Source organism: Propionibacterium acidifaciens DSM 21887 (assembly GCF_000426605.1).
Lineage (GTDB): Bacteria > Actinomycetota > Actinomycetes > Propionibacteriales > Propionibacteriaceae > Propionibacterium > Propionibacterium acidifaciens.
Genome location: NZ_AUFR01000002.1, coordinates 104,471 through 128,833, shown reverse-complemented (window position 1 = coordinate 128,833; position 24,363 = coordinate 104,471). Strand labels below are relative to the sequence as shown.

The 24,363-nt window shown below is 72.2% G+C and carries 22 protein-coding genes; 4 read left to right on the top strand and 18 right to left on the bottom strand.

The annotated features are described in order from the left end of the window. Window position 1: 1 nt before the first annotated feature. Window positions 2-1,258: a hypothetical protein gene (locus K336_RS16715; RefSeq protein ID WP_021797075.1), complete on the bottom strand. Its 1,257-nt coding sequence runs from the start codon at window positions 1,256-1,258 to the stop codon at window positions 2-4. Window positions 1,259-1,395: 137 nt separating this feature from the next. Next, window positions 1,396-2,949 (bottom strand): glutamine-hydrolyzing GMP synthase, encoded by a 1,554-nt coding sequence (gene guaA, locus K336_RS0102095; protein ID WP_021797067.1) that lies wholly within the window; start codon window positions 2,947-2,949, stop codon window positions 1,396-1,398. A 270-nt stretch (window positions 2,950-3,219) separates the two neighbouring features. Here guaA and cysK point away from each other — a divergent pair, with 270 nt between their 5' ends. Beyond that, window positions 3,220-4,146 carry a cysteine synthase A gene (cysK, locus tag K336_RS0102090; RefSeq protein WP_021797088.1) on the top strand — a complete coding sequence of 309 codons (927 nt, stop codon included), beginning with the start codon at window positions 3,220-3,222 and terminating at the stop codon, window positions 4,144-4,146. A gap of 375 nt (window positions 4,147-4,521) precedes the next feature. Here cysK and K336_RS0102080 read toward each other — a convergent pair whose 3' ends face one another. Together K336_RS0102080 and K336_RS0102075 are read right to left on the bottom strand one after the other, a co-directional pair. Continuing rightward, complete coding sequence (locus K336_RS0102080) at window positions 4,522-4,833, bottom strand: chorismate mutase (protein ID WP_021797094.1); 312 nt, start codon at window positions 4,831-4,833, stop codon at window positions 4,522-4,524. 72 nt (window positions 4,834-4,905) lie between these two features. Then, the gene (locus tag K336_RS0102075) at window positions 4,906-6,009 is read right to left on the bottom strand and encodes a GuaB3 family IMP dehydrogenase-related protein (protein WP_021797091.1); all 1,104 of its coding nucleotides are present in this window, start codon (window positions 6,007-6,009) and stop codon (window positions 4,906-4,908) included. Window positions 6,010-6,278: 269 nt separating this feature from the next. On the opposite strand from K336_RS0102075, the gene ald reads away from it, so the two are divergent. The 3 genes from ald to K336_RS18330 all read left to right on the top strand — a co-directional run bounded on the left by ald (window position 6,279) and on the right by K336_RS18330 (window position 9,499). Further along, a complete protein-coding gene (gene ald / locus K336_RS0102070) occupies window positions 6,279-7,394 on the top strand; it encodes an alanine dehydrogenase (protein WP_028706158.1) in 1,116 nt (371 codons plus the stop codon). A gap of 16 nt (window positions 7,395-7,410) precedes the next feature. Beyond that, complete coding sequence (locus K336_RS0102065; RefSeq protein WP_028706157.1) at window positions 7,411-8,862, top strand: amino acid permease; 1,452 nt, start codon at window positions 7,411-7,413, stop codon at window positions 8,860-8,862. Between the two features lie 373 nt (window positions 8,863-9,235). Further along, a complete protein-coding gene (locus K336_RS18330) occupies window positions 9,236-9,499 on the top strand; it encodes a hypothetical protein (RefSeq protein WP_155944955.1) in 264 nt (87 codons plus the stop codon). A gap of 115 nt (window positions 9,500-9,614) precedes the next feature. Here the strand turns inward: K336_RS18330 and guaB are convergent, their stop codons facing one another. From guaB to tsaE, 14 genes are all read right to left on the bottom strand, one after another. Then, complete coding sequence (gene guaB / locus K336_RS0102055) at window positions 9,615-11,150, bottom strand: IMP dehydrogenase (RefSeq protein WP_021797097.1); 1,536 nt, start codon at window positions 11,148-11,150, stop codon at window positions 9,615-9,617. A 177-nt stretch (window positions 11,151-11,327) separates the two neighbouring features. Further along, window positions 11,328-12,920 carry a chaperonin GroEL gene (gene groL / locus K336_RS0102050; protein WP_021797095.1) on the bottom strand — a complete coding sequence of 531 codons (1,593 nt, stop codon included), beginning with the start codon at window positions 12,918-12,920 and terminating at the stop codon, window positions 11,328-11,330. A 15-nt stretch (window positions 12,921-12,935) separates the two neighbouring features. After that, the gene (groES, locus tag K336_RS0102045) at window positions 12,936-13,232 is read right to left on the bottom strand and encodes a co-chaperone GroES (RefSeq protein WP_021797066.1); all 297 of its coding nucleotides are present in this window, start codon (window positions 13,230-13,232) and stop codon (window positions 12,936-12,938) included. 337 nt (window positions 13,233-13,569) lie between these two features. Further along, window positions 13,570-14,553 (bottom strand): glycine betaine ABC transporter substrate-binding protein, encoded by a 984-nt coding sequence (locus K336_RS0102040; protein WP_021797081.1) that lies wholly within the window; start codon window positions 14,551-14,553, stop codon window positions 13,570-13,572. 1 nt (window position 14,554) lies between these two features. After that, window positions 14,555-15,295: an ABC transporter permease gene (locus K336_RS0102035; RefSeq protein WP_021797068.1), complete on the bottom strand. Its 741-nt coding sequence runs from the start codon at window positions 15,293-15,295 to the stop codon at window positions 14,555-14,557. After that, the gene (locus tag K336_RS13735; RefSeq protein ID WP_021797092.1) at window positions 15,289-16,518 is read right to left on the bottom strand and encodes an ATP-binding cassette domain-containing protein; all 1,230 of its coding nucleotides are present in this window, start codon (window positions 16,516-16,518) and stop codon (window positions 15,289-15,291) included. Before K336_RS13735 ends, K336_RS0102035 begins: the two co-directional genes overlap by 7 nt. Beyond that, window positions 16,515-17,156 (bottom strand): ABC transporter permease, encoded by a 642-nt coding sequence (locus K336_RS0102025; RefSeq protein WP_021797074.1) that lies wholly within the window; start codon window positions 17,154-17,156, stop codon window positions 16,515-16,517. The genes K336_RS13735 and K336_RS0102025 overlap by 4 nt, the downstream gene beginning before the upstream one ends. Before the next feature lie 230 nt (window positions 17,157-17,386). Beyond that, entirely contained in the window at window positions 17,387-18,565 is a 1,179-nt protein-coding gene (locus tag K336_RS0102020) for a class I SAM-dependent methyltransferase (protein WP_051245325.1), read from the bottom strand. Between the two features lie 71 nt (window positions 18,566-18,636). Then, on the bottom strand, window positions 18,637-19,125 hold the full coding sequence (locus K336_RS0102015) for an NUDIX hydrolase (RefSeq protein WP_028706154.1): 489 nt from the start codon (window positions 19,123-19,125) through the stop codon (window positions 18,637-18,639). A gap of 13 nt (window positions 19,126-19,138) precedes the next feature. Then, window positions 19,139-20,980, bottom strand: a complete 1,842-nt coding sequence (bluB, locus tag K336_RS0102010) for a 5,6-dimethylbenzimidazole synthase (RefSeq protein WP_028706153.1) — start codon at window positions 20,978-20,980, stop codon at window positions 19,139-19,141. Window positions 20,981-21,083: 103 nt separating this feature from the next. Beyond that, window positions 21,084-22,151 carry a tRNA (adenosine(37)-N6)-threonylcarbamoyltransferase complex transferase subunit TsaD gene (gene tsaD, locus K336_RS0102005; protein WP_021796205.1) on the bottom strand — a complete coding sequence of 356 codons (1,068 nt, stop codon included), beginning with the start codon at window positions 22,149-22,151 and terminating at the stop codon, window positions 21,084-21,086. Next, a complete protein-coding gene (gene rimI / locus K336_RS0102000) occupies window positions 22,148-22,660 on the bottom strand; it encodes a ribosomal protein S18-alanine N-acetyltransferase (RefSeq protein ID WP_021796206.1) in 513 nt (170 codons plus the stop codon). The genes tsaD and rimI overlap by 4 nt, the downstream gene beginning before the upstream one ends. Further along, on the bottom strand, window positions 22,657-23,358 hold the full coding sequence (gene tsaB, locus K336_RS0101995) for a tRNA (adenosine(37)-N6)-threonylcarbamoyltransferase complex dimerization subunit type 1 TsaB (protein WP_021796204.1): 702 nt from the start codon (window positions 23,356-23,358) through the stop codon (window positions 22,657-22,659). The genes rimI and tsaB overlap by 4 nt, the downstream gene beginning before the upstream one ends. After that, complete coding sequence (tsaE, locus tag K336_RS19970; RefSeq protein ID WP_051245319.1) at window positions 23,355-24,320, bottom strand: tRNA (adenosine(37)-N6)-threonylcarbamoyltransferase complex ATPase subunit type 1 TsaE; 966 nt, start codon at window positions 24,318-24,320, stop codon at window positions 23,355-23,357. The genes tsaB and tsaE overlap by 4 nt, the downstream gene beginning before the upstream one ends. Between the last annotated feature and the right edge of the window lie 43 nt (window positions 24,321-24,363).

Sequence of the window (24,363 nt, the reverse complement as noted above, 5' to 3'; positions counted from 1 at the left end):
CTCATGCGCGCTCCGGGCCGGCGCCCATTGCCTCCCCCGGTCCGGAAGCGGCGCAACTGCTGGCGCCGGCAGTCCGGGCGGTGGCCTCCTGTACGCCCTCATGAGCGTCCAGCCATTCGGAGGATATTCGGGCCATGCAGCAATCCCCGCCGTTGTCGGCGACGAACGCGTAGCGGTCACGCGCGGCCGAGAGGTCGCCGCGCGCCTCCGCGAGCAGTCCGCGGCGGCGTTCCGCGCCCACCTGCTGCTGGCGTGTGGAGCTCAGGGCATCCATGGCCCCCAGAAGCTCGTTGCAGTGTTGCCAGTCCTTGTCCTCCAGGGCAAGGTCGAAGTCGATCCATGCGAGAAGCAAATGGGCGGTCCTGCGCAGCCGAACCGATGCGCGCCCGTTCGAGCAGAGGACGGCAAGGGCGGCGACTCGCCCGCGGACGTTCGCCAACGCGTCCCGGTCGTCACGATGCTCTGCAACGACCGCGCGCACGTTGCAGGCCAGAAGCCTGTTGGACAGGCTCAGTCCGGGGGAGGATTCCGCCTCGTCCGCCCACTGGAGGGCGATGTCGTCGTATCCGAGCTGCGCCGAGCACATGGCGTAGAGCACCTCCCAGGTTGGCCTCTCGCGGCGCCTCGTGCGTTTCCCCATCAACAGGGCCGTTGCGTCGAGCATCTTCCGGGCGCAGCAGTCGGCAGACAAGATGCCCAAGAGCCCGTCGACGTTGCGCCTGCTGAGGACGACCGAGGCGAACGAGACGCCCAGGCACACCACCGCGTACACGGCGAGCCCCTCGATGTCAGGCGCTCGGACGACAGTGGGGACCGCGCAGACAATCAGCACGAGGACGGCGCCGATCACGATGCGCCGATGCCTGCCGAGGAACCTGCGCACGGCCTCCTGCGCGTTCGCGTACGCATAGGGCGAAGCGGTGCGGATGGGCTCGGAACGTCTCGGCATGGCGTCACACTCCTTCCGGGGCGGTGAGTGGGCCCCGCTCGCCGGCCTCTGCCGGCCGCCCACCAGACCGGACCGGGAGGGCGGCCGGGCCAAGATGGTCTTGAATTCTTGCTTCTGGGCGCGGACAGGTTTCGCCGCGTCCCGGTTCCCGGCCTGCCCGGTCAGCACCGAGCGCATCCTGGCATCCCGCCAGTCGGTCAGCCCTTCCTGCACGGTCCTCTCCGTCCGTTCGACCATCTTCGCGATGATGCCGGTGGCGACTCCTCCGGAGACGTACATGGTCGCCTCGGCCTTCATCCCGACGAGCACGTGACTGCCGGACCATTTCCTCCGCCCGACCAGGACGGCGGTTTCTTCGGGGCGACCTCGCCCCGCATGTCCCGATCACGTCCGGAACGACGCATGAAATCCACGAAGAATGCGGCCCTGTCTCGCGTCGGCCACGTCTACTCCCACTCGATGGTCCCCGGCGGCTTGGAGGTGCAGTCGAGCACGACGCGGTTGACCTGAGGGCACTCGTTCGTGATGCGGGTGCTGATGCGCTCGATGACCTCGTGGGGAAGACGCGACCAGTCGGCGGTCATCGCGTCCTCGCTGCTCACCGGGCGCAGCACGACGGGGTGGCCGTAGGTGCGGTGGTCACCCTGCACGCCCACCGAGCGAACGTCGGCGAGCAGCACGACCGGCATCTGCCAGACCTGGCGGTCCAGGCCGGCCGCGGTGAGCTCGGCGCGGGCGATCGCGTCGGCCTCGCGCAGCAGGTCGAGGCGCTCGCGGGTCACCTCACCGATGATGCGGATGCCCAGGCCCGGGCCGGGGAACGGCTGGCGCCGCACCATGGACTCGGGCAGGCCGAGCTCGGTGCCGACGGCGCGCACCTCGTCCTTGAACAGGGTGCGCAGCGGCTCGACGAGCTCGAACCGCAGGTCGTCGGGCAGGCCGCCGACGTTGTGGTGGCTCTTGATGCTGGATGCGCCGTCGCCACCGCCGGACTCGACGACATCGGGGTACAGCGTGCCCTGACACAGGAAGTCGATGCCCTTGTCACCGGCGATCCGACGAGCGGCGGCCTCGAAGGAGCGGATGAATTCGCGGCCGATGATCTTGCGCTTGGCCTCCGGATCGGTGACGCCGGCCAGGGCGGCCAGGAAGCGCTCCGACTCGTCCACGACGACGAGGTCGACGCCGGTGACCGCGACGAAGTCGGTGCGCACCTGCTCGGCCTCGCCCTTGCGCAGCAGCCCGTGGTCGACGAAGACGCAGGTGAGCTGGTCGCCGATGGCCCGTTGGACGAGCGCCGCGGCGACGGCCGAGTCGACGCCGCCCGACAGGCCGCACAGGACGCGTCGGTCGCCGACCCGTTCGCGGATGGCCCGCACCTGCTCGTCGACGATCGACGAGCTGCTCCAGGTGCGGTGGCAGCCGGCGATGTCGTGGAGGAAGTGCTCGAGCACCTGCTGGCCGTACTGCGAGTGCAGCACCTCGGGATGCCACTGGACGCCGGCCAGCCTCCGGTCGAGGTCCTCGATGGCGGCCACCGGGGCACCGTCGGTGCGGGCGAGCACGGTGAAGCCGGCGGGGGCCCTCGTCACCGAGTCGCCGTGGCTCATCCACACCGAGGAGTCGGGGGCCATGCCCTTCAGCAGACGGCCCGGCTCCTCGACCGTCACGGCGGTGCGGCCGTACTCGGAGTCCCCGGTGCGCTCGACCCGCCCGCCCATGGCGTCGGACATGGCCTGGAAGCCGTAGCAGATGCCGAGGACGGGGACGCCCGCCTCGAACAGCGCGGGGTCGACCCGCGGGGCCCCGTCGGCGTACACCGAGGCGGGGCCGCCGGACAGGATGACGGCCGCGGGTCTGCGCGCGAGGATCTCGTCCACGGACGTGTCGTGGGGGACGATCTCGGAGTAGACGTGTGCTTCGCGGACGCGCCGGGCGATCAACTGCGCGTACTGCGCGCCGTAATCGACGACCAGCACGAGATCATGGCTCGTGGGCATGCGACGGATTCTAGTGCCCGGACCCCGCGCCCCGGCTCGACCCCGCACCAGACCCCTGCCCCGTCGTGAACGTCAACACGCCGGCAGGCCTCACACCCCGCGCCCGAGCTCCACCCCCTGCTTCCCACCTCACTTTCGTGCTCGCACCCGGGATACATCCGAGGTGCGAGCACGAAAGTGAGGTGGGAGCGCATACGTGAGGTGCGGACGACGGGAGCCGACGGGCCGGACGACGGGGCCGGCGGACGCGACGGGCACTAGGGTTCAACCATGATCTACAACGACGTGACACAGCTCGTCGGCCGCACCCCGCTCGTGCGCCTCAACCGGGTCAACGGCACCGGCGCGACCGTCCTGGCGAAGCTCGAGTACTGCAACCCGGCCAACTCGGTGAAGGACCGCATCGGCGTGGCCATCGTCGAGGCGGCCGAGGCCAGCGGCGAGCTGCGGCCCGGCGGCACGATCGTCGAGGGCACGAGCGGCAACACCGGCATCGCTCTGGCCATGGTCGGCGCTGCCCGCGGCTACCGCGTCGTCCTCACGATGCCCGAGTCGATGAGCCGCGAGCGGCGCGCCATGTTGCGCGCCTTCGGCGCTGAGCTCGTCCTCACCCCGGCCGCCGAGGGCATGAGGGGCGCCGTCGCCGCGGCCGAGCGCATCGCCGCCGAGCGCGGCGGCGTCCTGGCCCGCCAGTTCGACAACCCGGCGAACCCGGCCGCGCACTACGCCACGACCGGCCCCGAGATCTGGACCGACACCGAGGGCAGGGTCGACGCCGTGGTCGACGGCGTCGGCACCGGCGGCACCATCAGCGGCACCGGGAAATACCTCAAGGAAAAGAACCCCGCCCTCCGGGTGTTCGCCGTCGAGCCCGACGAGTCGCCGCTGCTCACCAAGGGCCAGGCCGGCGGCCACGGCATCCAGGGGCTGGGCGCCAACTTCGTCCCGGCCAACTACGACGCGAGCGTCGTCGACGAGGTCCTCACTGTCAACACCCCGCACGCCATCGACATGGCCCGCCGGCTCGGCACCGAGGAGGGCATCGTCTGCGGCATCTCCTCGGGCGCGTCCGTCGCCGCTGCCCTCGAGGTCGCCGCGCGCCCCGAGTTCGCCGGGCGGACGATCGTCGCCATCGTCTGCGACTTCGGCGAGCGCTATCTGTCCACTCCCCTGTTCGCCGACGTCATGGACGGCTGAGCCGGCAATCCCGCGGTCGCCCCGGCGGCGCGATGGACGACCGGCGTCACAGGCGCACGACCGCCGTGCGCTCATGGGCCGAATGAGCGATGACCCCGCGCCCGGGGATCCTGGCCCATGGTCCGGCCGGCCGCACGGGCGCGGAGGACGACGCCCCGCGCCACGAGGTCCAGGGCCAGGGCCCGCCGTGACCGATGACCTGCGGGCCGTCGGAGGCCGCGATGCCCGCGTCGGCCCCGGACGCCCCCGGACCGGGCGGACGCTGGAGGCATCACCGCGGGCGGCCGGCCGCTGCGCTCCGACACCGGCCGCTGCTCCGACAACGGTCGAGCCGGTCCACGTCGGGCGTCCCGGTGCGGCCGCCGGGGCGGCGGGTCAGGCCCGCTTCGCGATCTCCGTGTGGTGCCGCACGACCTCGGAGACGATGAAGCCCAGCAGTTTCTCGGCGAACTCCGGGTCGAGGTGCGACTCGGCGGCCAGCTCGCGCAGCCGCGCGATCTGGACCGCCTCGCGCCCCGGGTCGGAGGCGGGCAGCCCGAGCTCGGCCTTGAGCTCGCCGACGCGCTGGGTGATCTTGAAGCGCTCGGCCATGATGTGGATCACGGCCGCGTCGAGGTTGTCGATCGAACCGCGCAGCCGCGTGAGCTCGGGCGGGGCGTCGAGGGCCTGGTCGCGTTCATCGCTCATGTCACGAGCCTAGTGAATGGCACGGGGGCGGCCCGTCCCGGCCGCCGAGGAGGGGCCCGGCGGGTGGCCGGGTCAGCGGATGACCAGGTCGATGCGCTGGAACTCCTTGAGGTCCTGGTAGCCGGTGGTCGCCAAGGCCCGCCGCAGGGCGCCGACGAGGTTCATCGTGCCGTCGGTGACGGTGCTCGGCCCGAGGAGCACCTCCTCGAGGGAGCCGACCGAGTCGTAGCGGACGCGCCGCCCGCGGGGCAGCGTGGCGTGCCAGGCCTCGGCGCCCCAGTGCCAGCCCTTGCCCGGGGCCTCGACGGCGCGGGCCAGCGGGCCACCGATCATGGCGGCGTCGGCGCCGGAGGCGATCGCCTTGACGATGTGGCCGGAGGTGCCCATGGCGCCGTCGGCGATGATGTGGACGTAGCGACCGCCCGACTCGTCGAGGTAGTCGCGGCGCGCCTCGGCGACGTCGGCGATGGCCGAGGCCATCGGCACCTCGATGCCGAGCACCTGACGCGTCGTGCTCGTGGCGGCGCCGCCGAAACCGACGAGGACGCCGGCCGCACCGGTGCGCATGAGGTGGAGGGCGGTCTGGTAGCTGGCGCAGCCGCCGACGATGACGGGCACGTCGAGGTCGTAGATGAACTCCTTGAGATCGAGGGGCTCGCCCTGCTCGCTCACGTGCTCGGCCGAGACGGTCGTACCGCGGATGATGAAGAAGTCGACGCCGGCGCTCTCGACGACCGAGGCGAACTCGGCGGCGCGCTGGGGCGACAGGGCGCCGGCGACCGGCACGCCGGCGGCGCGGATCTCGTCGAGCCGGGTCGTGATGAGCTCGGCCTTGATCGGCTCCGCATAGATCTGCTGCATGCGCCGCGTCGCCTCGACCTCGTCGGTGATGGCGGCGAGCTCGGCGAAGAGCGGCTCGGGATCCTCGTAGCGGGCCCACAGGCCCTCGAGGTTGAGCGCGCCGAGGCCGCCCAGCCGGCCGAAGGCGACGGCGGTGGCGGGGCTCATGACGGAGTCCATGGGGCCGGCCACGAGCGGGAAGTCGAACTCGACGGCATCGATCTTCCACGAGAGGTCCACCAGCTCGGGGTCCCGCGTACGCCTCGAGGGAACGATCGCCACGTCGTCCAGCGAGAAAGCCTTCGGCGCGCGCTTGCTGCGTCCGATGTCGTACATAGTCCTCCGATCGCGGTCTGCGGGGACAAATCTACCGGCCCGGGCCCCGGTCGGGCCGTCCGGGGGACCACGTGGGCGCCGAATGGGCGAAGAGGCAAGGTTATTCGCCCGCGCGATCCCCCACTCACCGTTCCGGACGATCCTGCACGAACGCGCAGGAGCGCCCGCACCGCGCTGGGGTCTCCGTCGTGGCGGTCTTCCCACCACAGGCCCGCCGAACCTACCGTGTCAGCGGCAATTCCCGTAGCCGACTCACCGAGGAGCAGACCATGCGCATCGCCGTCCCCACCGAGATCAAGAACAACGAGTTCCGCATCGCCATCACGCCCGTCGGAGTGCACGAGTTGACCCGCCGCGGGCACGAGGTCTACGTCCAGGCCGGCGCCGGGGCGGGCTCGTCCTTCACGGACGAGGAGTTCACCGCCCAGGGCGCGCGGATCGTCGAGGGCGCCGAGGCGACATGGGCCGCCGGCGAGATGGTGCTCAAGGTGAAGGAACCGATCGAGAGCGAGTACCGCTTCCTGACCTCCGACCAGGTGCTGTTCACCTATCTGCACCTGGCCGCCGACCGCCCGCAGACCGAGGCCCTGCTCGGTGCGGGCACCACCGCCATCGCCTACGAGACCGTCCAGCGCGACGACGGCTCGCTGCCGCTGCTGTCGCCGATGTCAGAGGTCGCCGGCTGCCTGGCCCCGCAGGTCGGTGCGGCTCATCTCATGAAGGCGGCAGGCGGACGAGGCGTCCTCTTCGGCTGCGTCGGCGGCGTCCAGAAGGCCAAGGTCGTCGTCCTCGGCGCCGGCACGGCCGGTCAGAACGCGGCACGGATCGCGCTCGGCATGGGCGCCGACGTCACGATCCTCGACGTCGACCTGCGCAAGCTCCACCGCATCATCTGGGACTTCGACAACCGCATCCAGGGGCTGGCCAGCACCGCGCTGGCTGTTCGCGAGCAGGTGCTCGCCGCCGACTTGGTCATCGGCACCGTCCTCATCCCCGGCGCCAAGACGCCCAAGCTCGTCACCGACGACATGGTCGCCGCCATGAAGCCCGGCTCGGTCCTCGTGGACGTCGCCATCGACCAGGGCGGCTGCTTCGAGGACAGCCGCCCGACGACGCACGCCGATCCCACCTTCCCGGTGCACGACTCGGTGTTCTACTGCGTCGCCAACATGCCCGGCGCCGTCCCGAACACCTCCACCCAGGCTCTGGCGAACGCCACCCTCCCCTTTGCGATCCAGCTCGCCGACAAGGGCTGGAAGCAGGCGCTGAGGGACGACCACGCCCTGGCCCTGGGGCTCAACGCGCACGCGGGCAGGCTAGTCTTCGCCGGTGTGGGTGAGGCCCTCGGCATGGAGACCACGCCCCTGGAATCCGTTCTGGTCTGACCCTCAGGAGGGCCTCATGACAGGCAACGAGACGGCGCCCCCGTCCCCGGACGTCCCCGCCGCGAGACCCGACGGGGACGTCAGAGCGCTCAACAGGGAGCTCTCGAACCGTCACATCCAACTCATCGCCATCGGCGGGGCCATCGGCACCGGTCTGTTCATGGGATCCGGCAAGGCCATCAGCCTTGCCGGGCCCTCCCTGCTGCTGGCCTACCTCATCATCGGGCTCATGCTCTTCTTCGTGATGCGGGCCATGGGCGAGATGTTCCTGCACGACCTGCGCTTCAAGTCGTTCCAGGACTTCTCGCGGGAGATGATCGGCCCGTGGGCCGGTTTCTTCACCGGCTGGACCTACTGGGTCCTGTGGGTCGTCACCGCCGCGGCCGAGATGATCGCCATCATCGGTTACTTCGACTTCTGGATCGGGAACCTGAACGTCTCGATGATCTGCACGGCGGCGCTGCTGCTGGCGCTGCTGGGCTCGAACCTTCTGACGGTGAAGCTGTTCGGAGAGCTCGAGTTCTGGTTCGCGCTCATCAAGATCATCGCGATCATCGCGCTGATCCTGGTCGGCGCGTACATGGTGACGACCGGGTTCACCTCGCCGGACGGCACAGTGGCCTCGGTCACCTACCTGTGGAGTCACGGGGGCGTCTTCCCGACCGGCCTGACCGGTTTCCTGGCGGCGTTCCAGCTGGCGATCTTCTCGTTCATCGGAACCGAGTTGATCGGCACGGCGGCGGCGGAGACGGCCGACCCGCACAAGACACTGCCGAAGGCGATCAACGCCATCCCGGTGCGCATCATCATCTTCTACGTCCTGGCGCTGGCCGCCATCATGGCGGTCACGCCCTGGGACAGGGTGAGTCCCGAGATGAGCCCCTTCGTCAACGTGTTCAACCTCGCCGGTCTGGTGGCGGCGGCCAGTGTCATGAATTTCGTGGTGCTGACCTCGGCGTCGTCCAGTTCGAACTCGGGGATCTTCTCCACCTCACGGATGCTCTACGGTCTGGCCGACACGGGCTACGCCTCGAAACGGTTCGCCAGGCTGTCGGGTCGGCACGTGCCGGCCAACGCGCTGGTGCTGTCCGGGGCGCTCGTCTTCATCGCCTTCCCGGTGCTGAAGATCGGCGGTACAGTGATGCGGGCCTTCCAGCTCATCTCGAGCGTGTCGTCGATCCTCGTGCTGTTCATCTGGTCGCTCATCATGGTGGCCTACATCATGTACCGCAGGAAGTTCCCGCAGGCTCACGCGCAGGCCTCCTTCAGGGTGCCGGGCGCCGTCTTCATGCCGTGGGTCGTGTTGGTGTTCTTCCTCGGCATGATCGCGATCCTGGCGCTCGACGAGGAGACGCGCGTCGCCCTGGTCCTGACGCCGTTGTGGTTCATCGCCCTGGCCGTCGTCTGGCGGCTCCGCTTCGCGGGCCGGCCGGCCGTCGTCAAGACGCCGGCAGCCGCGGCGGACTGATCCGCGAGCGACGGGAGGGGCGCCCCTCCCGTCGTGGGGCCGTCGCGAACCGAGCCCGTGCTCGCGCGAGGAGCGGGTTCGGGACGGCGGTCGTCCGGATGCCGCGCGGACGGCTCCCGCAGATCCGCCGAGGCGAATGGCAGTCGTCGCCGAGGCCCTGAGCGGAGTCCTGCAGGCGCGAGCTCGCCCGGGCCCGTGTCAAGCCTTGGGTTTTGCGGGGGCTCGTCTGTCCGGTTGCGGTGGTCTGTAGAGGCTGGTTGCCGCCCTTGATGACCTCGAAGGCCATGCTCGGTCCCGTGGGCGTGTTCGTGCTCGATGGGGGTGAGCATCCCGATCGCGGGGTGGGGCCGTACCGCCTTCTGCGCTCCTCGGGATGAGTCTCAAGCTGAGCGCGTCGCTCAACGAGCGCAGCCCGATCGGGCCGGACATGCCGACCGGGTCGTTGCCCGCCTACGAGTACGGGTTCGCGGCCCAGCCGACCCCCTCCGCGGGGAGCAGAGGCACCCCGGCACCGGGCGTCGTCCCGACCGGGGTTAGCCGCGGCCGCAGCACGGGCGCCATCCCGCCGGACGTCATGCGGACATGGCCCGACGCCATGCGGCGACAACCGACCGGCGCCGCGATCTCCGCCGAATGACAACGAACCACCTGGTCGGCATCGTGCTCCGTCCGCGAGACGATCGTCCCGGGCAGCCCGTCGTCCGTCCGCCCCGCCACTGCCCCTCTCAGGGGCCGACCCCGGGGTGCCCGTCTCAGTCGTGCGAGGAGTAGTTCGGGGCCTCGACGGTCATCTGGATGTCGTGCGGGTGGCTCTCGCGCAGGCCGGCCGAGGTGATGCGCACGAAGCGTCCCCGCTCCTGGAGCTGGTCGATCGTGCGGGCGCCCGAGTAGAACATGGCCTGGTGCACCCCCCCGATGAGCTGGTAGACGACGGCTCCCAGAGGGCCGCGGTAGGGCACCTGGCCCTCGATGCCCTCGGGGACGATCTTGTCGTTGCTCGTGACGTCGGCCTGGAAGTAGCGGTCCTTCGAGTAGCTCATCCTGCGGCCGCGGGTGGCCATGGCGCCGAGGGAGCCCATGCCGCGGTACTCCTTGAACTGCTTGCCGTTGATGAAGACGAGCTCGCCGGGGCTCTCGTCGCAGCCTGCGAGCAGGGAGCCGAGCATGACCGTGTCCGCGCCCGCCACGATGGCCTTGGCGACGTCGCCGGAGTACTGCAGGCCGCCGTCGCCGATGACCGGGACGCCGAAGGGCCGGCAGGCGCAGGCGGCCTCGGCGATGGCCGTGACCTGGGGGACGCCGACACCGGCGACGACGCGGGTCGTGCAGATCGAGCCGGGGCCGACCCCGACCTTGACGGCGTCCGCGCCGGCCTCGCACAGGGCCCCGGCGGCCTCGAAGGTGGCGACGTTGCCGCCGACGACGTCGACGTCCTTCGCGGCCGGCTCGGCCTTGAGGCGGGCGATCATGTCCATCTCGGCCCTGGAGTGGCCGTGCGCGGTGTCGACGACGAGGACGTCGACGCCCTCCTCGACGAGCGCCATGGCGCGCTGGAAGGCGTCGCCGTAGAAGCCGATCGAGGCGCCGACCCGCAGGCGGCCCTGCGGGTCCTTGCTCGCCAGCGGGAACTGGTCGGACTTCACGAAGTCCTTGAGCGTGATGAGGCCCTTGAGCCGGCCCGCGTCGTCGATGAGCGGCAGTTTCTCGATCTTGTTGCGGGCCAGCAGGGCCAGCGCGTCGTCGGAGGCGATGCCCTCGGGCGCCGTGACGAGCGGCATGGGCGTCATCACCTCGCGCACCGGGCGGGCCGAGTCGGTCTCGAAGCGCATGTCGCGGTTCGTGATGATGCCGAGCAGCGTCATGTCCTCGGCGACGACGGGGACGCCGCTGATGTGGAAGGTGGCGCACAGCGCGTCGACGTCGGCGAGGCTCATGTCGGGACCGATGGTGATGGGCTCGACGACCATGCCTGCCTCGGAGCGCTTCACCCGGTCGACCATGGCGGCCTGGTCCTCGACGGACAGATTGCGGTGGATGATGCCCAGACCGCCCTCGCGGGCCATGGCGATGGCCATGGCGGACTCCGTGACGGTGTCCATGGCGGCGGAGATGAGCGGCACGTTGAGGGTGATGCGCCTGGTGACGCGCGAGCTGGTGCTGACCTCGGAGGGGATCACGTCGGTCTCGCGCGGGATGAGGAGGACGTCGTCGAAGGTCAGCGCCAAGGGCGCGATCTCACCGGTCTCCCGCTCCGCCTCGAGCCTGCTGCTCGCCGTCTCCCGTGCCATGTGACGCCCTCTCCTCGCTCGACGGTGGGACCAAGTCTAGTGAGTCCGGCGCCGGGCGGGCGGACGGTCCTGCGCCCTCGCGCGGTCCTCCCGTCGGGCTCGCGGCTTCGGGCCGGGACGCGCGAGGGCGGCCGGACCGGTGTCCGACCGCCCTCTGCGGTGCGTGGGCTCAGCGGCTCACTTCTTGTCGTCGTCGTCCTCGTCGGGCTTGTTCACCACGAGGGTCTCGGTGGTGAGCAGCAGGCCGGCGATGGAGGCGGCGTTGGCCAGGGCCGAGCGCGTGACCTTCACCGGGTCGATGACGCCCTGGTCGATGAGGTTGCCGTACTCGCCGGTCCGGGCGTTGTAGCCCTCGTTGGCGGCCATGTCGGCGATCCGCGAGACGATGACGTAGCCCTGCTCGCCGCCGTTCTCGGCGATCCAGCGGGTCGGCTCGACGACCGCCCTCTGGACGATCTGGGCGCCGACCTTCTCGTCGCCGGCCAGGCCGAGGCCGTCGACGGACGAGGCGGCGTGGATGAAGGCGGCGCCGCCGCCGGCGACGATGCCCTCCTCGATCGCGGCGCGCGTGGCGGACACGGCGTCCTCGATGCGGTGCTTCTTCTCGTTGAGCTCCACCTCGGTGGCCGCACCGACCTGGATGACGCAGACACCGCCGGCCAGCTTCGCGACGCGCTCGTTGAGCTTCTCGCGATCCCAGTCGGAGTCGGTGCGCTCGATCTCGGCGTGCAGCTGCTTGACGCGGGCCTCGACGGCAGAGGCGTCGCCGCCGCCCTCAACGATGGTCGTCGCGTCCTTCGTCACGACGACGCGGCGGGCGCGGCCGAGGACTTCGAGGCCGACCTCGTTGAGCTTGAGGCCGACGGTCTCGGAGACGACCTGGCCGCCGGTGAGGATCGCGATGTCCTCGAGGATCGCCTTGCGGCGGTCACCGAAGGCCGGGGCCTTGACGGCCACGGAGGTGAAGGTGCCGCGGATCTTGTTCACCACGAGGGTCGACAGCGCCTCACCGTCGACGTCCTCGGCGATGACGACGAGCTGGCCCTTCGCCGCGATGACCTTCTCGAGCAGCGGCAGCAGGTCGTTCATCGAGGAGATCTTGCCGTCGTTGATGAGGATGTAGGGGTTGTCGAGGACAGCCTCCATGCGATCCTGGTCGGTGACGAAGTACGGGGAGATGTAGCCCTTGTCGAACTGCATGCCCTCGGTGAACTCGAGCTCGGTGCCGAGGGTCTGGGACTCCTCGACGGTGATGACGCCGTCCTTGCCCACCTTGTCGAAGGCGTCGGCGATGATCCGGCCGATCTCCTCCTCGCGGGAGCTGATGGTGGCGACATTCGCCATGTCAGCGGTGGTCTGAACCTCGCGGGCCGCCCCGCGCAGCGACTCGGTGATCGCCGCGACGGCCTTCTCGATGCCGCGCTTGAGGCCGACCGGGTTGGTGCCGGAGGCCACGGCGCGCAGACCCTCGTGGACCATGGCCTGGGCGAGCACGGTGGCGGTGGTGGTGCCGTCGCCGGCGATGTCGTTGGTCTTGGTCGCGACCTCCTTGGCGAGCTGGGCGCCGAGGTTCTCGTAGGGGTCGTCGAGCTCGACCTCCTTGGCGACGGTCACGCCGTCGTTGGTGATCGTGGGGGCGCCCCACGACTTGTCGAGGACGACGTAACGGCCCTTGGGGCCGAGCGTCACCTTGACGGTGTTGGCGAGGACGTCGACGCCGCGCTCGAGGGAGCGGCGGGCCTCCTCGTCGAACTGGAGCTGCTTAGCCATGAGTACCGGCCCGCCTTACTTCTCGACGACCGCGAGGATGTCGCGGGCGTTGAGCAGGAGGTAGTCCTCGCCGTTGTACTTGACCTCGGTGCCGCCGTACTTGCTGAAGACGACGACGTCGCCCTCGGAGACGTCCATGGGGACGCGGACGCCCTTGTCGTCCACGCGGCCGGGGCCGGCGGCGATGACCCTGCCCTCCTGCGGCTTCTCCTTGGCGGTGTCGGGGATCACCAGGCCCGAAGCGGTGGTGGTCTCGGCTTCCAGAGGCAGAACGAGGACGCGGTCCTCGAGCGGCTTGATCGTGGTGGCCACGTCAAACCCCTTTCTCACTAGTCAGCGCCTTTCGGCGCGGGTTTCTCGGCTGTGTCGACCAGCGGGACGTCGTCGCGGTGCCATCCCCTGGACTGGCACTCCCCTACCGGGAGCGCCAAGGACCAAGTTATACCCGCTTTAGCACTCGATCAAGCCGAGTGCCAGGGCTCCGGGTCGGAGCACGGGGCGCCACCGATGGCGCTCGGGCTCTGCGGGGGTGGCGGGTTTCCGGGTCTTGATGGGCCAGGGCCCCGCAGTGCGGATTCGTGGATCGTCTCCGGGACCGGGCCCGGGGATGCCGGCATGCATGGGAGGCCCGACAGAGAACACCCACACATCAGCCGTCGGTGATGATGCCCTTGCCGATGAGCCAGTCGCGGGCCACGTCGGCCGGCTCACGGCCGTCCACGTCGACCTGGGCGTTCATGGCGATGAGCTCCTGGTCGGTGAGCAGGGGGGAGACGGCGCCGAACAGCTCGTCGTAGGCGGCCGGGTTCCGGTCGTAGACCTCACGGGGCAGCACGGGTGAGGCGTTGTAGTTCGGCAGGAAGTGCAGGTCGTCGGCGAGAACCGTCAGGTCGAGCGCCTGGATGCGCCCGTCGGTGGTGAAGATCTCGCCGAAGTTGCACACCCCCTCGGCCGTGGCCGAGTAGATGGCGCCGGTGTCCATGACCATGCGCTGCGTCGAGCCGGGGTCGAGGCCGTAGCGCCGGGCCATCGGCTCGAAGCCGTCGTTGCGGTTGGCGAACTCGCTCTCGAGGCAGAAGGTCAGCTCGGAGGGATCGAGGGAGGTCAGCTCGGAGAACTTCGTGACGCCCAGACGCTGCGCGGTGCTCGCGTTCATGGCGAAGCCGTACGTGTTGTTCGCGGGCACCGGGGACAGCCAGACGAGGTTGTTGAGCCTGGCGTCCTCGTCGCGGACGGCCTCGTACTGGGCCTGCGGGTCGGCGATGGGATCGGAGTGGCCGAGGTAGCTGATCCAACCCGTGCCGTTGTACTCCCACATCATCTGTATCTGATCGCTCAGGAGCGCCTGCCGGGTCGACGAGGAGCCGGGGATGCCGGTGAGATCGGACACGTCGGCCCCGGCCGACTCGAGGAGGATGACGGCGATCTTGCCGAGCACGAGCTGCTCGGTGAAGCTCTTGGAGCCCACGGAGATGCTCGTCCCGCTCAGGTCGATGTCGGCCAGGTCGCCGGCGAGATGGCCGGAGCGCGTGAAACCGCCGGAGGTGCCGAGCCCGCACGAGGCGAGCAGGAGGCACAGGGCCAGGGCCGGCAGGACGACGAGACGGCGGATTCGGGGAACGGCTCGGGTCATCTCACAGTCCCTTCGGCTCGACGATCAGTTGCAGCACCTGCCCGGCCCACTCCACGAGGAGCGCCAGGAGGGCCACGAGGATGGCGCCGGAGACGAGGATTCGGAAGCGGAACAGGGTGATCCCCGTCTGGATGAGGGCGCCCAGCCCGCCGGCGTTGATGAAGGTGGCGAAGCTGGCCGTGCCCACGAGCAGGACGAGCGCCGTGCGCACGCCGGCCATGATGACCTTCGCGGCCAGGGGCAGCTCGATGCGCATGAGCACGCCCACCGCCGAGATGCCCATGCCGCGCCCGGCCTCGATGAGGCCGCGGTCGACGCCCTGGAGGCCCGTGATGGTGTTCTGGAGCACCGGGAGGAAGGCGTAGATGCTCAGCGCGACGACGGCGGTGGCGGTGCCGAAGCCCATCGCCATGGCCAGGAGCACGACGAGCCCGATGACGGGCGCCGCCTGACCGGCGTTGGCGATCACCAGGACGACCGGCGCCGCCCGCTTGATGCCCGGGCGGGTGAGCAGGATGCCGATGGGGATGGCGGTGACGAGCACGACGACGGTGCAGATGAGCGTGAGCACGATGTGCTGGACGGTCAGCTCGCCGATCGTGCCCCAGGCGAGCTGACGGGACTCGATGTCGTCGAGGTCGGCGGTGCAGCGCCAGAGGAGCCAGCCGGCGAAGATGACGACGACGGCGACGGGGATCCCGAGCAGGAACCTGCGGTCGTCGGCGGAGAGGCGGTTCAGCATGACGGCTCCTGCCCCGCCCCGTCGGGACGGCTCTCCCCCTCGATCTCGCCCGGCCGCTGGGCGCCCTCGGCGGGCGACTCGTCGACCGGCTCGGCGCTGAGCCTTCGCACGAACCGCGTGATCTCGTCGAAGGTGGCCACGCCGAGGAACTCGCCCGCGTGGTCGACGACGAGGGCGCCCTCGTGGAACGAGGTGACGAGCGCGTCGAGGACCGCGTCGAGGGTGGCGTCCTCGTCGAGGAGGATCGGCTGGCGCCCGGGCCTGACCTGCACCCGCTCGCCCCGCAGGGTGTTCGTCCAGTACCAGTCCACCGGGTGGTTCCGCCCGTCGACGACGACGACCTGGTTCGTGCCGCGCTCGCGGGCCTGGGCGAGGACGCGTGCCACGGGGTCCCCGCCGCGGACGAGGACGGCGCTCTCCAGCTCGATCGAGGAGACCCTCTCCAGGGCGAGGCGTCGCAGGGTCGAGCCGCCGCCGGTGAAGTCGGCGACGAAGTCGTCGGCCGGGTTCGTGAGGATCTCGGAGGCCGTGCCGTACTGGGCGATGCGCGCCTGGTCCTGCAGCACGAGGATGCGGTCGCCGAGCTTGATGGCCTCGTCGATGTCGTGGGTGACGCACACGATGGTCTTGTGCAGCTGGGCCTGCACGTCGAGCAGCTCGTCCTGGAGGTGGGTGCGGGTGATCGGGTCGACGGCGCCGAAGGGCTCGTCCATGAGCAGGACGGGCGGGTCGGCGGCCAGGCCCCGGGCGACCCCGACGCGCTGCTGCTGACCGCCGGACAGCTCCTTCGGGTAGCGGTCGCGGTAGGCGGCGGGGTCGAGGCCCACCATCTCGAGGAGCTCGTCGGTGCGACGGGCGATGCGCCTCTTGTTCCAGCCGAGCAGCTTGGGGACGACGGCGACGTTGGCGCCGACCGTCATGTGGGGGAACAGGCTCCCGCCCTGGATGACGTAGCCGATGCGCCGGCGCAGCTCGTCGGCGTCGAGGCTTCGGGTGTCCCGCCCGTCGATGGTGATCGTGCCGCTCGTGGGCTCGATGAGCCGGTTGATCATCTTGAGGCTCGTCGTCTTGCCGCAGCCGGAGACGCCGACGAAGGTGACGATCCTCCCGGCGGGGATGGTGAGGCTGAGATGATCGACGGCTGCCCGCCCCTGCCCGGGGTAGCGCTTCACGACGTCGGCGAAGACGATCTCGCTGCCGGTGGCGGTCGAGGTCTGGCTCATGAACGGATTCCCTTCGGGATGGTGAGGCGGCCGACGCCGACGAGCACCGCATCGGCGAGGAGTGCCACGATGACGATGCCGACGGTTCCGACGACGGCGTAGTTGAGGGCGTTCTTGCCGCCGATCTGGGCCAGCCCGGTGAAGATGTACGAGCCGAGGCCCGGCCCGAGCGCGTAGGCGGCGACGGCGGCGATGCCCATGGACATCTGCGTCGAGACGCGCAGTCCGGTGAGGATGACGGGCCAGGCCAGGGGGAGCCTGATCCGGAGGAAGACGCCGACCGTCCGCATGCCCATGCCGCGGGCCGATTCGATGAGCGCCCGGTCGACCCCGAGGAGGCCGACGACGGCGTTGCGCAGGATGGGCAGCACCGCGTAGAAGGTGACGACGGCCACCGAGGTGACCGTCCCGATGCCGCACAGCGGGATGAGCAGGCCGAGCAGCGCGAAGGACGGGATGGTGAGACCGACCGTCGAGATGGCGTTGGCGACGGGCTCGAGCCTCGGCACGGTCGTGACGACGACGGCCAGGGCGACGGCGATGACCGTCGCCAGCAGCACGGACTGGGCGACGAGGCTGGCATGCTGATAGGAGCGGAATGCGATGTCCGCCCAGCGTTCGGAGATGAAAGCTCCCATGGTCCTCCCCGTCCTCAGGTGTCCTGCACGATCCCCTCGGAGCAGGGGGCCTCTTTCCGTCCACCATAGGTCGTGATCGGGCCCGATGCACATTCCGGCGACTTTCCCCCTCCTCGGAGCCCCACCAGATGCCCTCGCGCGAGCCGTTCCCGCGTCCTGCTCCCCACCGGCCGCACTCGTGCCGAGCGCCCGCGGGACCCCTCCCCCACCGGCGCCGCGCAGGGGTGGGGTCACGGGGCGGGGCGCTCCAGCCGCCGTACGACGAAAGCCCGCGCACCACCCGTCGTGGGGCTCAGGAGGAGGGTGGCCCGGTTCGGGCCGGAGGGGCGCAGCCGTCGGCGCAGCTGCGCCGGGTCGAGGTCGAGGGCGCGCTTCTTGATCTCGAGGACGCCGACCCGGTGGGCGCGCACCCAGGCCCGCAGGGCGGCGGGCCCGGCGTCCAGTTCCTCGAGCACCTCGAAGCAGTCGGCGAGCGGGCCGTGGACGGGCTCGTCGCACGAGAGGTAGGCGACGCGCTCGGCGAGCCGCCACAGGCCGGGCGCAATGGCGGCCGAGGCGCCCGCCCGGCTCACGGCGGGGTCGGGTTCGAGGATGTAGCGCCCCGGCGCGCGGACGGGCGGCGCCGGTGCGTCGGGCTCGGCCCGGACGAGGGCCCCGGAGGGCAGCAGCTGCGCCGCGCGCCCGGGCCCGGCACCCGGGATCCGCCACAGCCCGCACTCGACGAGCTCGTGGTGCTCGCTCACCCAGACCGCCTCGGCCGCCTCGGGCAGAGCCTCGGCCGGGGCTCCGGGGCCGAGCCTCACGACGGCGCTCGTCGGGCCGGCGAGCACGTCCTGGACGAATCCCCAGCCGGGTCGCAGGTCGGCGAGCCGCCAGCTGCGGCCGCGGGCGGTGCGGCGGGCCGGATCGAGGAGGACGGCGGTGCGCCCGTCCGCCCCGGCGGTCAGGTCAGCGCCGACCCGGGTCGCGTCGGCGCAGAGCACACGGGCGCCGGGCAGGTTGCGGGCGGCGAACTCGGCGGTGGCCGGGTCGATGTCGACGGCGGTGACGTCCAAGCCTGCGTCGAGGCAGGCCAGGGCGTCGACGCCGGCGCCGCAGGCGAGGTCGACGACCCGGGTGATGCCGGCGGCGACGAGGCGGGCGGCTCGCCAGCGCGAGACGGCCGGCCGGGAGGCCTGCTCGACGGAGTCGGGCGTCCACCAGAGGCGAGCGGCGCCCGGGCCCATTCTCCGGCGGGCCCGGGCGCGCAGCCCCGCCTGGGTGAGGGCCGCCGCGGCCAGCTCGGGATCGAAGGCGGCGCGCATGGCCTCGGCGGCCGCCAGGGAGTCGGGGTCGGGCAGCGCCTCGGCGGCGGCGACGGCCTCGGCCCCCTCGGGGCCGGTCAGACGGCGCGCGAGCTCGATGTGCACCCGTGCAGGGTACTCGAGCCGGGCCGACACGCGGCGGGCCGGCCCCGCTGCTCGTGACGGGCGGCCGGGGCTCAGGGCAGGACCGTCCAGCGGGCGCCGGTCGGGCGGCCGTTCTCGTACGGGATGACGGCGTGGAACTGGGGCACGTCGGGGTCGAGGACGAGCGGCACGAAGTAGCGGTCGCCCTCCCACATGTCCAGTTGGCCGAGCCGGTCGATGCGCTCCCAGGCGAGCGGGCCCTCCTCGTTGGCCGGGGGGATGTCGCCGTGCCAGGCGTCGACGACGAAGACGAAGCCGAACTGGTCCGAGCCGTCCGGGTTGAAGCCGGGCCAGCTGACCGTGCCGGCCAGGCTCATGTGGTCGACCTCCAGGCGGGCCTCCTCGCGCAGCTCCCGTTTCATGCCGGCGGCCACGTCCTCGTCGCGCTCGACCTTGCCGCCCAGCCCGTTGTACTTGCCGAGCTGGTCGTCGTCGGGTCTGGCGGTGCGGTGCACCATGAGGACGCGCTCGCCGTCGGGGTGGAGCACGAAGGCCAGGGTGGTCAGCTGCGGGCAGATCACGGGCCACCTCCTGTCAGCGGGTGCGGCCGGCGCCCCGGCGCACGGCCAGGCCGGTGAGCAGGCTCTGGGCGGCCAGGGACGCGCCGACCCCCTCGCCGGCGCGCAGGCGCAGGTCGAGCAGCGGCTCCAGGCCGAGTTCGGTGAGCACCTCGCGGTGCGCGAACTCGCGGCTGACCTGCCCGGCGACCAGGTAGGGCTGGACGGCCGGGGTCACCTCGACGGCGGCCAGGGCGGCCACCGAGGTGGCCAGGCCGTCGAGCACGACGATCGCCCCGGCCTCGGCGGCGCCGATCGTCACGCCGGCGAGCACGGCGAACTCCGGACCGCCGACCTCGGCGAGAGTGCGGGCCGGGTCCGTGCGCAGCGCCTGCGGATCGACGCGGCGGAAGACGGCGCGGAGCACCTCGGCCTTGTGGTCGAGCATCGCCGCGTCCGAGCCGGCCCCGATGCCGACGGCCCGCTCGGGGCTGATGCCGGTGAGCGCACTGGCCAAGGCGGAGGCGACCGTCGTATTGGCCACGCCGATCTCGCCGAGGGCGACGAGCCCCCCGGCTGCGGCGCGCCGGCCGAGTTCCCGTCCGGCCGCGATGAGGCGGGCCGTGTCCCCGCCGGTCATGGCCGGGGCGTTCACCAGGTCGCCGCGGGGGCCGGCCGGGCGCAGCTGCTCGACACCGGCCAGGGGCTCGCCCGCGACGCCCGCGTCGACGAGGATCGTGTCCAGGCCGGCGGCGACCGCGGTGACGACGCCGACCGCGCGGCCGGCGGCCGCGGCGTCCATGACCTCGCGGGTCACCGACTGGTCGAAGGCCGAGACGCCGTGCTCGACGATCGGGTGGTCGGCGGCGACGAGGACGAGGGTGCCGGCGGTGACCTCCTCGCCGGTGACGGCGACCGTGCGGTCGAGCGCCTGGTCGAGCCTGCCCAGCGAGCCGGGCGGGGTGAGCAGGTCGTCGGCCCGGTCGCGGGCGGCCACGACGCGGCGCTGGTCGGGGGCGGCGAGCTCGCTCCACAGCGGCGAGGAGGGGTCGGGTCCGGGCACCGGGGCGGGCGGCGCGGTCTCGGGAGACGGCGCGGCGCCGGGCAGTCCGCTCACCGGCGGCCGGGGCGCGTTCTCGGGCCAGCGGTCGGCCATGATCACCTCGTCCAGGGGCAGCTTGTGCGACCAGGCGCGGCGCTCGAGGCCGGGGAGGGGCGGGCGTTCGTCGGGCCAGCCCAGGCACAGCCAGCCGAGGGTCTCGACGCCGGCGGGCAGGTGCAGCAGACCGGCGAGCTCGGCGGGGCGCATGAGCGTCACCCAGCCCATGCCGAGGCCGGCCGCGCGGGCGGTGAGCCACATGTTCTCGATGGCGGCGGCGCAGCTCCACAGGTCGGCGTCGTGGAAGGTGTTGCGGCCGAGCACCCCGGAGGCGGGGGTGCGGCGGTCGCAGGCGACGACGAGGCCGAGCGGGGCCTCCCGGATGCCCTCCAGCTGCAGGTCGAGCAGCCGGGACCTCCGGTCGGGCGTCAGGCCGGCCGCTTGGCGCAGCCGTTCGCGGTCGGCCATGAGGGCGGCGCGCTCACGGGTGCGGCGGTCGCGCACGACGAGGAAGCGCCACGGCTGGGACTGGCCGACGCTGGGGCCGCTGTGGCCCGCCCCGATGACGGCGCGGACGAGCTCGTCCGCCACGTCGTCGGGCCGGTAGCGGCGGATGTCGCGGCGGGCGCCGATGACACGGTCCAGGGCGGCGCGGGTGGCGTCGTCGAAGGCCCAGCCGGTGATGTCGTCGTCGCGTTCGGCCGAGCTCGTCGCGTCGCCGATGAGCGGCACCGGGCGACGCCAGATGCGACCGGAGGACTCGGTGGTGTGCGCACTCATGGGCCCACGGTACCGGTGGATCGCCAGGGGCGTGGCCCGGCGGCCCCGCCCGGTGGACGCGCGCTCCGCGGGCCGTCGGAGCGCAGTCGCGACCGATGGCGGGTCAGTCGCGTACGACGACCGTCCCGACCGGCAGCCCCGAGTCGGCGCCGATGCCCAGGCCGGAGGGCTCCAGCCCGGCCTCGACGATCTGGGCGCCGAGCACGGCGATCATGGCGCCGTTGTCGGTGCACAGCCCCGGCCGCGGCCGACGCAGCACGACACCGGCGGTGGCGGTGCGCTCGGCCAGCAGGGTGCGCAGCCGCGAGTTCGCGGCGACGCCCCCGCCGATGATCATGTCCGTGATGCCGTGGTGCCGGGCGGCGTCGACGGCCTTGGCGGTGATGACGTCGGCGACGGCCTCCTGGAAGGAGGCCGCCACGTCGGCCACCGGCACGTCGAGGCCGTCGAGGCGGCGCGTCTCGACCCAGCGCGCGACGGCGGTCTTGAGGCCCGAGAAGGAGTAGTCGAAGCGGTGCCGGGCCATGTCGTGCGGGGCGGTGAGGCCGCGCGGGAAGCGGATGGCCGTCGGGTCGCCGCCCCGGGCGGCCTCGTCGATGACCGGCCCGCCCGGGTAGGGCAGGCCGAGCAGCCGGGCGACCTTGTCGTAGGCCTCGCCGGCGGCGTCGTCGATCGTCGTGCCGACCTCGACGACGTCGCCGGTGATGTTCCCCACCCGCAGCAGCTGGGTGTGACCGCCCGAGACGAGCAGCGCCAGCGTGGGGCGGGCCAGCGGCCGGGCCGGTTCGCCGGCGGGATGGTCGAGCAGGTCGACGGCGACATGGCCGACGAGGTGGTTGAGCCCGTACAGCGGCCTGCCGAGGACCGCCGCAAGGGTCTTCGCCGCGGCCAACCCGACGACGAGGGAGCCCATGAGGCCCGGCCCGGCGGTGACGGCGACGGCGTCGAGCTCCGACAGGTCGACGTCGGCCGCGGCGACCGCGCGGCGCAGGGCGGGGCCGATGGCCTCCAAGTGGGCGCGCGAGGCCACCTCGGGCACGACGCCGCCGAAGCGGGCGTGCAGCTCCATGGAGCTGGCGACCTCGTTGGCGAGCAGCTGCTCGCCGCGCACGATGCCCACCGAGGTCTCGTCGCAGCTGGACTCGATGCCCAGCACGAGAGGTTCGCTCATGGTCGTCCTCCTTCGCCCGTGTCGGGTCGGGTCGTGTCCGGCGGGGTGATCGGGGCCTCCATGACGAGGGCGTCGGCCCCTGGCCCGTAGTAGTCGGCGCGGACGTCGATGCGGGTGAAACCGGCCCGCCCGTAGAGGGCCAACGCGGAGGTGTTGTCGTGGCGGACCTCCAGCAGCATCCGGCGCGCCCCGGCCGAGGCGGCCTCGGCGAGCAGCCGGGCGAGCAGGGCGGCGGCCACGCCCCGGCCGCGGTGGGCCGGGGCGACGACGATGCGCAGCAGCTCGGCGTCCTCGTAGAGCACCCCGACGACGCCGGCGGCGACCAGCAGTTCGCCGGAGTACGCCCCCAGTGCCCGGTTGCCGGGACGGGTCAGCTCACTCGTCCACGACCGTGCGCTCCAGCGCTCGCGCGGGGGGAACCCGAGGTCCTCCAGGGCGAGCAGACCGGGCAGGTGGGCGGCGCCGAGGCGCTCGCCGCGTCTCACGGGCAGGCCGACGGCGGCGTTCACTGCGCCGTCCCGGGGCGCAGACGGTGACGGCGCCCGGTGAGCGCCGACTTGCGCGCGGTGGGCGGTGCGGCGTCGGGTGTGCGCAGGTACAGCGGCTCGAGGCCGACGTCGGGCAGCTCGTGCAGGTGGGCGGCGAGGAGGCCGGCGTCGAGCCCGAGCGGCGCGTCGCCGGGGCGGCGGGGGGCGAGCAGGTCCGGGTAGACGCGCACGCCGGGCCCGGCGGTGGGCAGCTCGGGAAGGACGGCCGGGGCGCTCACCCGCGGCTGGCCGACGCGACGTCCGTCACGGTAGGCGGCCCAGTAGAGCTCCCTGCGCCGGGCGTCGGAGGCGATGATGAACTCCGCCGGCGCGCCCCGGGCGGCCCACTGGGCGGCGATGGCGTCGAGGCTGCACACGCCGATGACGGGCACGCCCGCCGCGATACCGGCGGTGACGGCGGTGGCCACGCCCACCCGCAGCCCGGTGAACGGGCCGGGCCCGACCCCGACGCCGATCGCCGCGAGGTCGGCCCAGCCGATGCCCGCGTCCGCCAGGACGGCCTGGATGGTCGGCACGAGCAGTTCGACGTGGGAGTGGTTGTCGCCCGCCTGCTCGGAGGCGACCGTCCGGCCGTCGCGGGCCAGGCCGGCGGTGACGACGGTCGACGTGTCGACGGCCAGCGTCCAGCCGATCGGGCGGGTGGGCGGATGGGCGCTCATCGGGTCTCCTGGGCCTCGGCGGCCGGTGCGGCGAGTTCGTCGCGCAGGCCGTGAAGGTTCTCGCCGGCCCAGCGGTCGCCGTGGCCGGTGAGGTAGACGGTGCGGGTGTCGTCGGCCGGGTCGTCGCCGCGGGCGATGTCGATGTCGAGCCGGTCGGGGGCCAGACCCTCGGCCATCCCGGCGCCCCATTCGACGAGGGTGACCGAATCGTCCATGGTGGCGTCGAGGTCGATGTCCTCGAGCTCGGCGGCCGAGCCCATGCGGTAGGCGTCGACGTGCACCAGATCGGGGCCGGTGCCGCGGGCGCGGTGCACGCGGGACAGGACGAAGGTGGGCGAGATGACCGGCCCCTCGACGTCGAGGCCGGCGCCGATCCCCTGGGCGAGGGTGGTCTTGCCGGCGCCGAGTCCGCCGTTGGCGACGAGCAGGTCACCGGCGCGCAGGCGGGCGGCCAGCAGCGCGCCGAGGCGGCGCATCTGCTCGGCCGTGGGCACGGCGACGGCCACGGGCAGGTCGATGCCCAGGATGAGACCCCCCGGCACCTCGTGGTCGGTGCTGAACCCGTGGGAGCGCCACCAGCCGATGACCTCGGGCAGGTCGGTGCGGGCCATGAGCTGGAGCCGGCGCAGCCCCTGCTCGGCGGCCCGCTCCCCCGCCGCGCGGACGATGAGGGCGGCGAGCCCGCAGTGCTGGAACCGGGGCCGGACGCTGACCCTGTGCACCATGAGGGTGTCCGGGTCGGGGGCGCTCATGAGCAGACAGGCCGCGTCGCGGCAGCCGACGGTGGCGATGATGCCGCCGCCGTCTGCGATGCGGGCGCGCACGTCGTCGACGGTGTCGCTCAGCGCCTCGGGCGGGGGGTCGAGTGCTCGTCTGGCCCCGAAGGCCTCGTGGATGATGGCGAGCACGGCGGGCGCGTCCTGCGGGCCCGCCAGTCTCAGCTGCACGTCGTCATCGGTCACGTCGGCCCAGTCTAGTGAGTGACCCACCCGGGCCTGATCCGGC

Bases quoted from the DNA above. Each gene is read 5' to 3' on its own strand.
- guaA (WP_021797067.1), bottom strand. From the start codon at position 2,949: ATGCCCACGAGCCATGATCTCGTGCTGGTCGTCGATTACGGCGCGCAG.
- cysK (WP_021797088.1), top strand. From the start codon at position 3,220: ATGATCTACAACGACGTGACACAGCTCGTCGGCCGCACCCCGCTCGTG.
- K336_RS0102080 (WP_021797094.1), bottom strand. From the start codon at position 4,833: ATGAGCGATGAACGCGACCAGGCCCTCGACGCCCCGCCCGAGCTCACG.
- K336_RS0102075 (WP_021797091.1), bottom strand. From the start codon at position 6,009: ATGTACGACATCGGACGCAGCAAGCGCGCGCCGAAGGCTTTCTCGCTG.
- ald (WP_028706158.1), top strand. From the start codon at position 6,279: ATGCGCATCGCCGTCCCCACCGAGATCAAGAACAACGAGTTCCGCATC.
- K336_RS0102065 (WP_028706157.1), top strand. From the start codon at position 7,411: ATGACAGGCAACGAGACGGCGCCCCCGTCCCCGGACGTCCCCGCCGCG.
- K336_RS18330 (WP_155944955.1), top strand. From the start codon at position 9,236: ATGAGTCTCAAGCTGAGCGCGTCGCTCAACGAGCGCAGCCCGATCGGG.
- guaB (WP_021797097.1), bottom strand. From the start codon at position 11,150: ATGGCACGGGAGACGGCGAGCAGCAGGCTCGAGGCGGAGCGGGAGACC.
- groL (WP_021797095.1), bottom strand. From the start codon at position 12,920: ATGGCTAAGCAGCTCCAGTTCGACGAGGAGGCCCGCCGCTCCCTCGAG.
- K336_RS0102040 (WP_021797081.1), bottom strand. From the start codon at position 14,553: ATGACCCGAGCCGTTCCCCGAATCCGCCGTCTCGTCGTCCTGCCGGCC.
- K336_RS0102035 (WP_021797068.1), bottom strand. From the start codon at position 15,295: ATGCTGAACCGCCTCTCCGCCGACGACCGCAGGTTCCTGCTCGGGATC.
- K336_RS13735 (WP_021797092.1), bottom strand. From the start codon at position 16,518: ATGAGCCAGACCTCGACCGCCACCGGCAGCGAGATCGTCTTCGCCGAC.
- K336_RS0102025 (WP_021797074.1), bottom strand. From the start codon at position 17,156: ATGGGAGCTTTCATCTCCGAACGCTGGGCGGACATCGCATTCCGCTCC.
- bluB (WP_028706153.1), bottom strand. From the start codon at position 20,980: ATGAGTGCGCACACCACCGAGTCCTCCGGTCGCATCTGGCGTCGCCCG.
- tsaD (WP_021796205.1), bottom strand. From the start codon at position 22,151: ATGAGCGAACCTCTCGTGCTGGGCATCGAGTCCAGCTGCGACGAGACC.
- tsaB (WP_021796204.1), bottom strand. From the start codon at position 23,358: ATGAGCGCCCATCCGCCCACCCGCCCGATCGGCTGGACGCTGGCCGTC.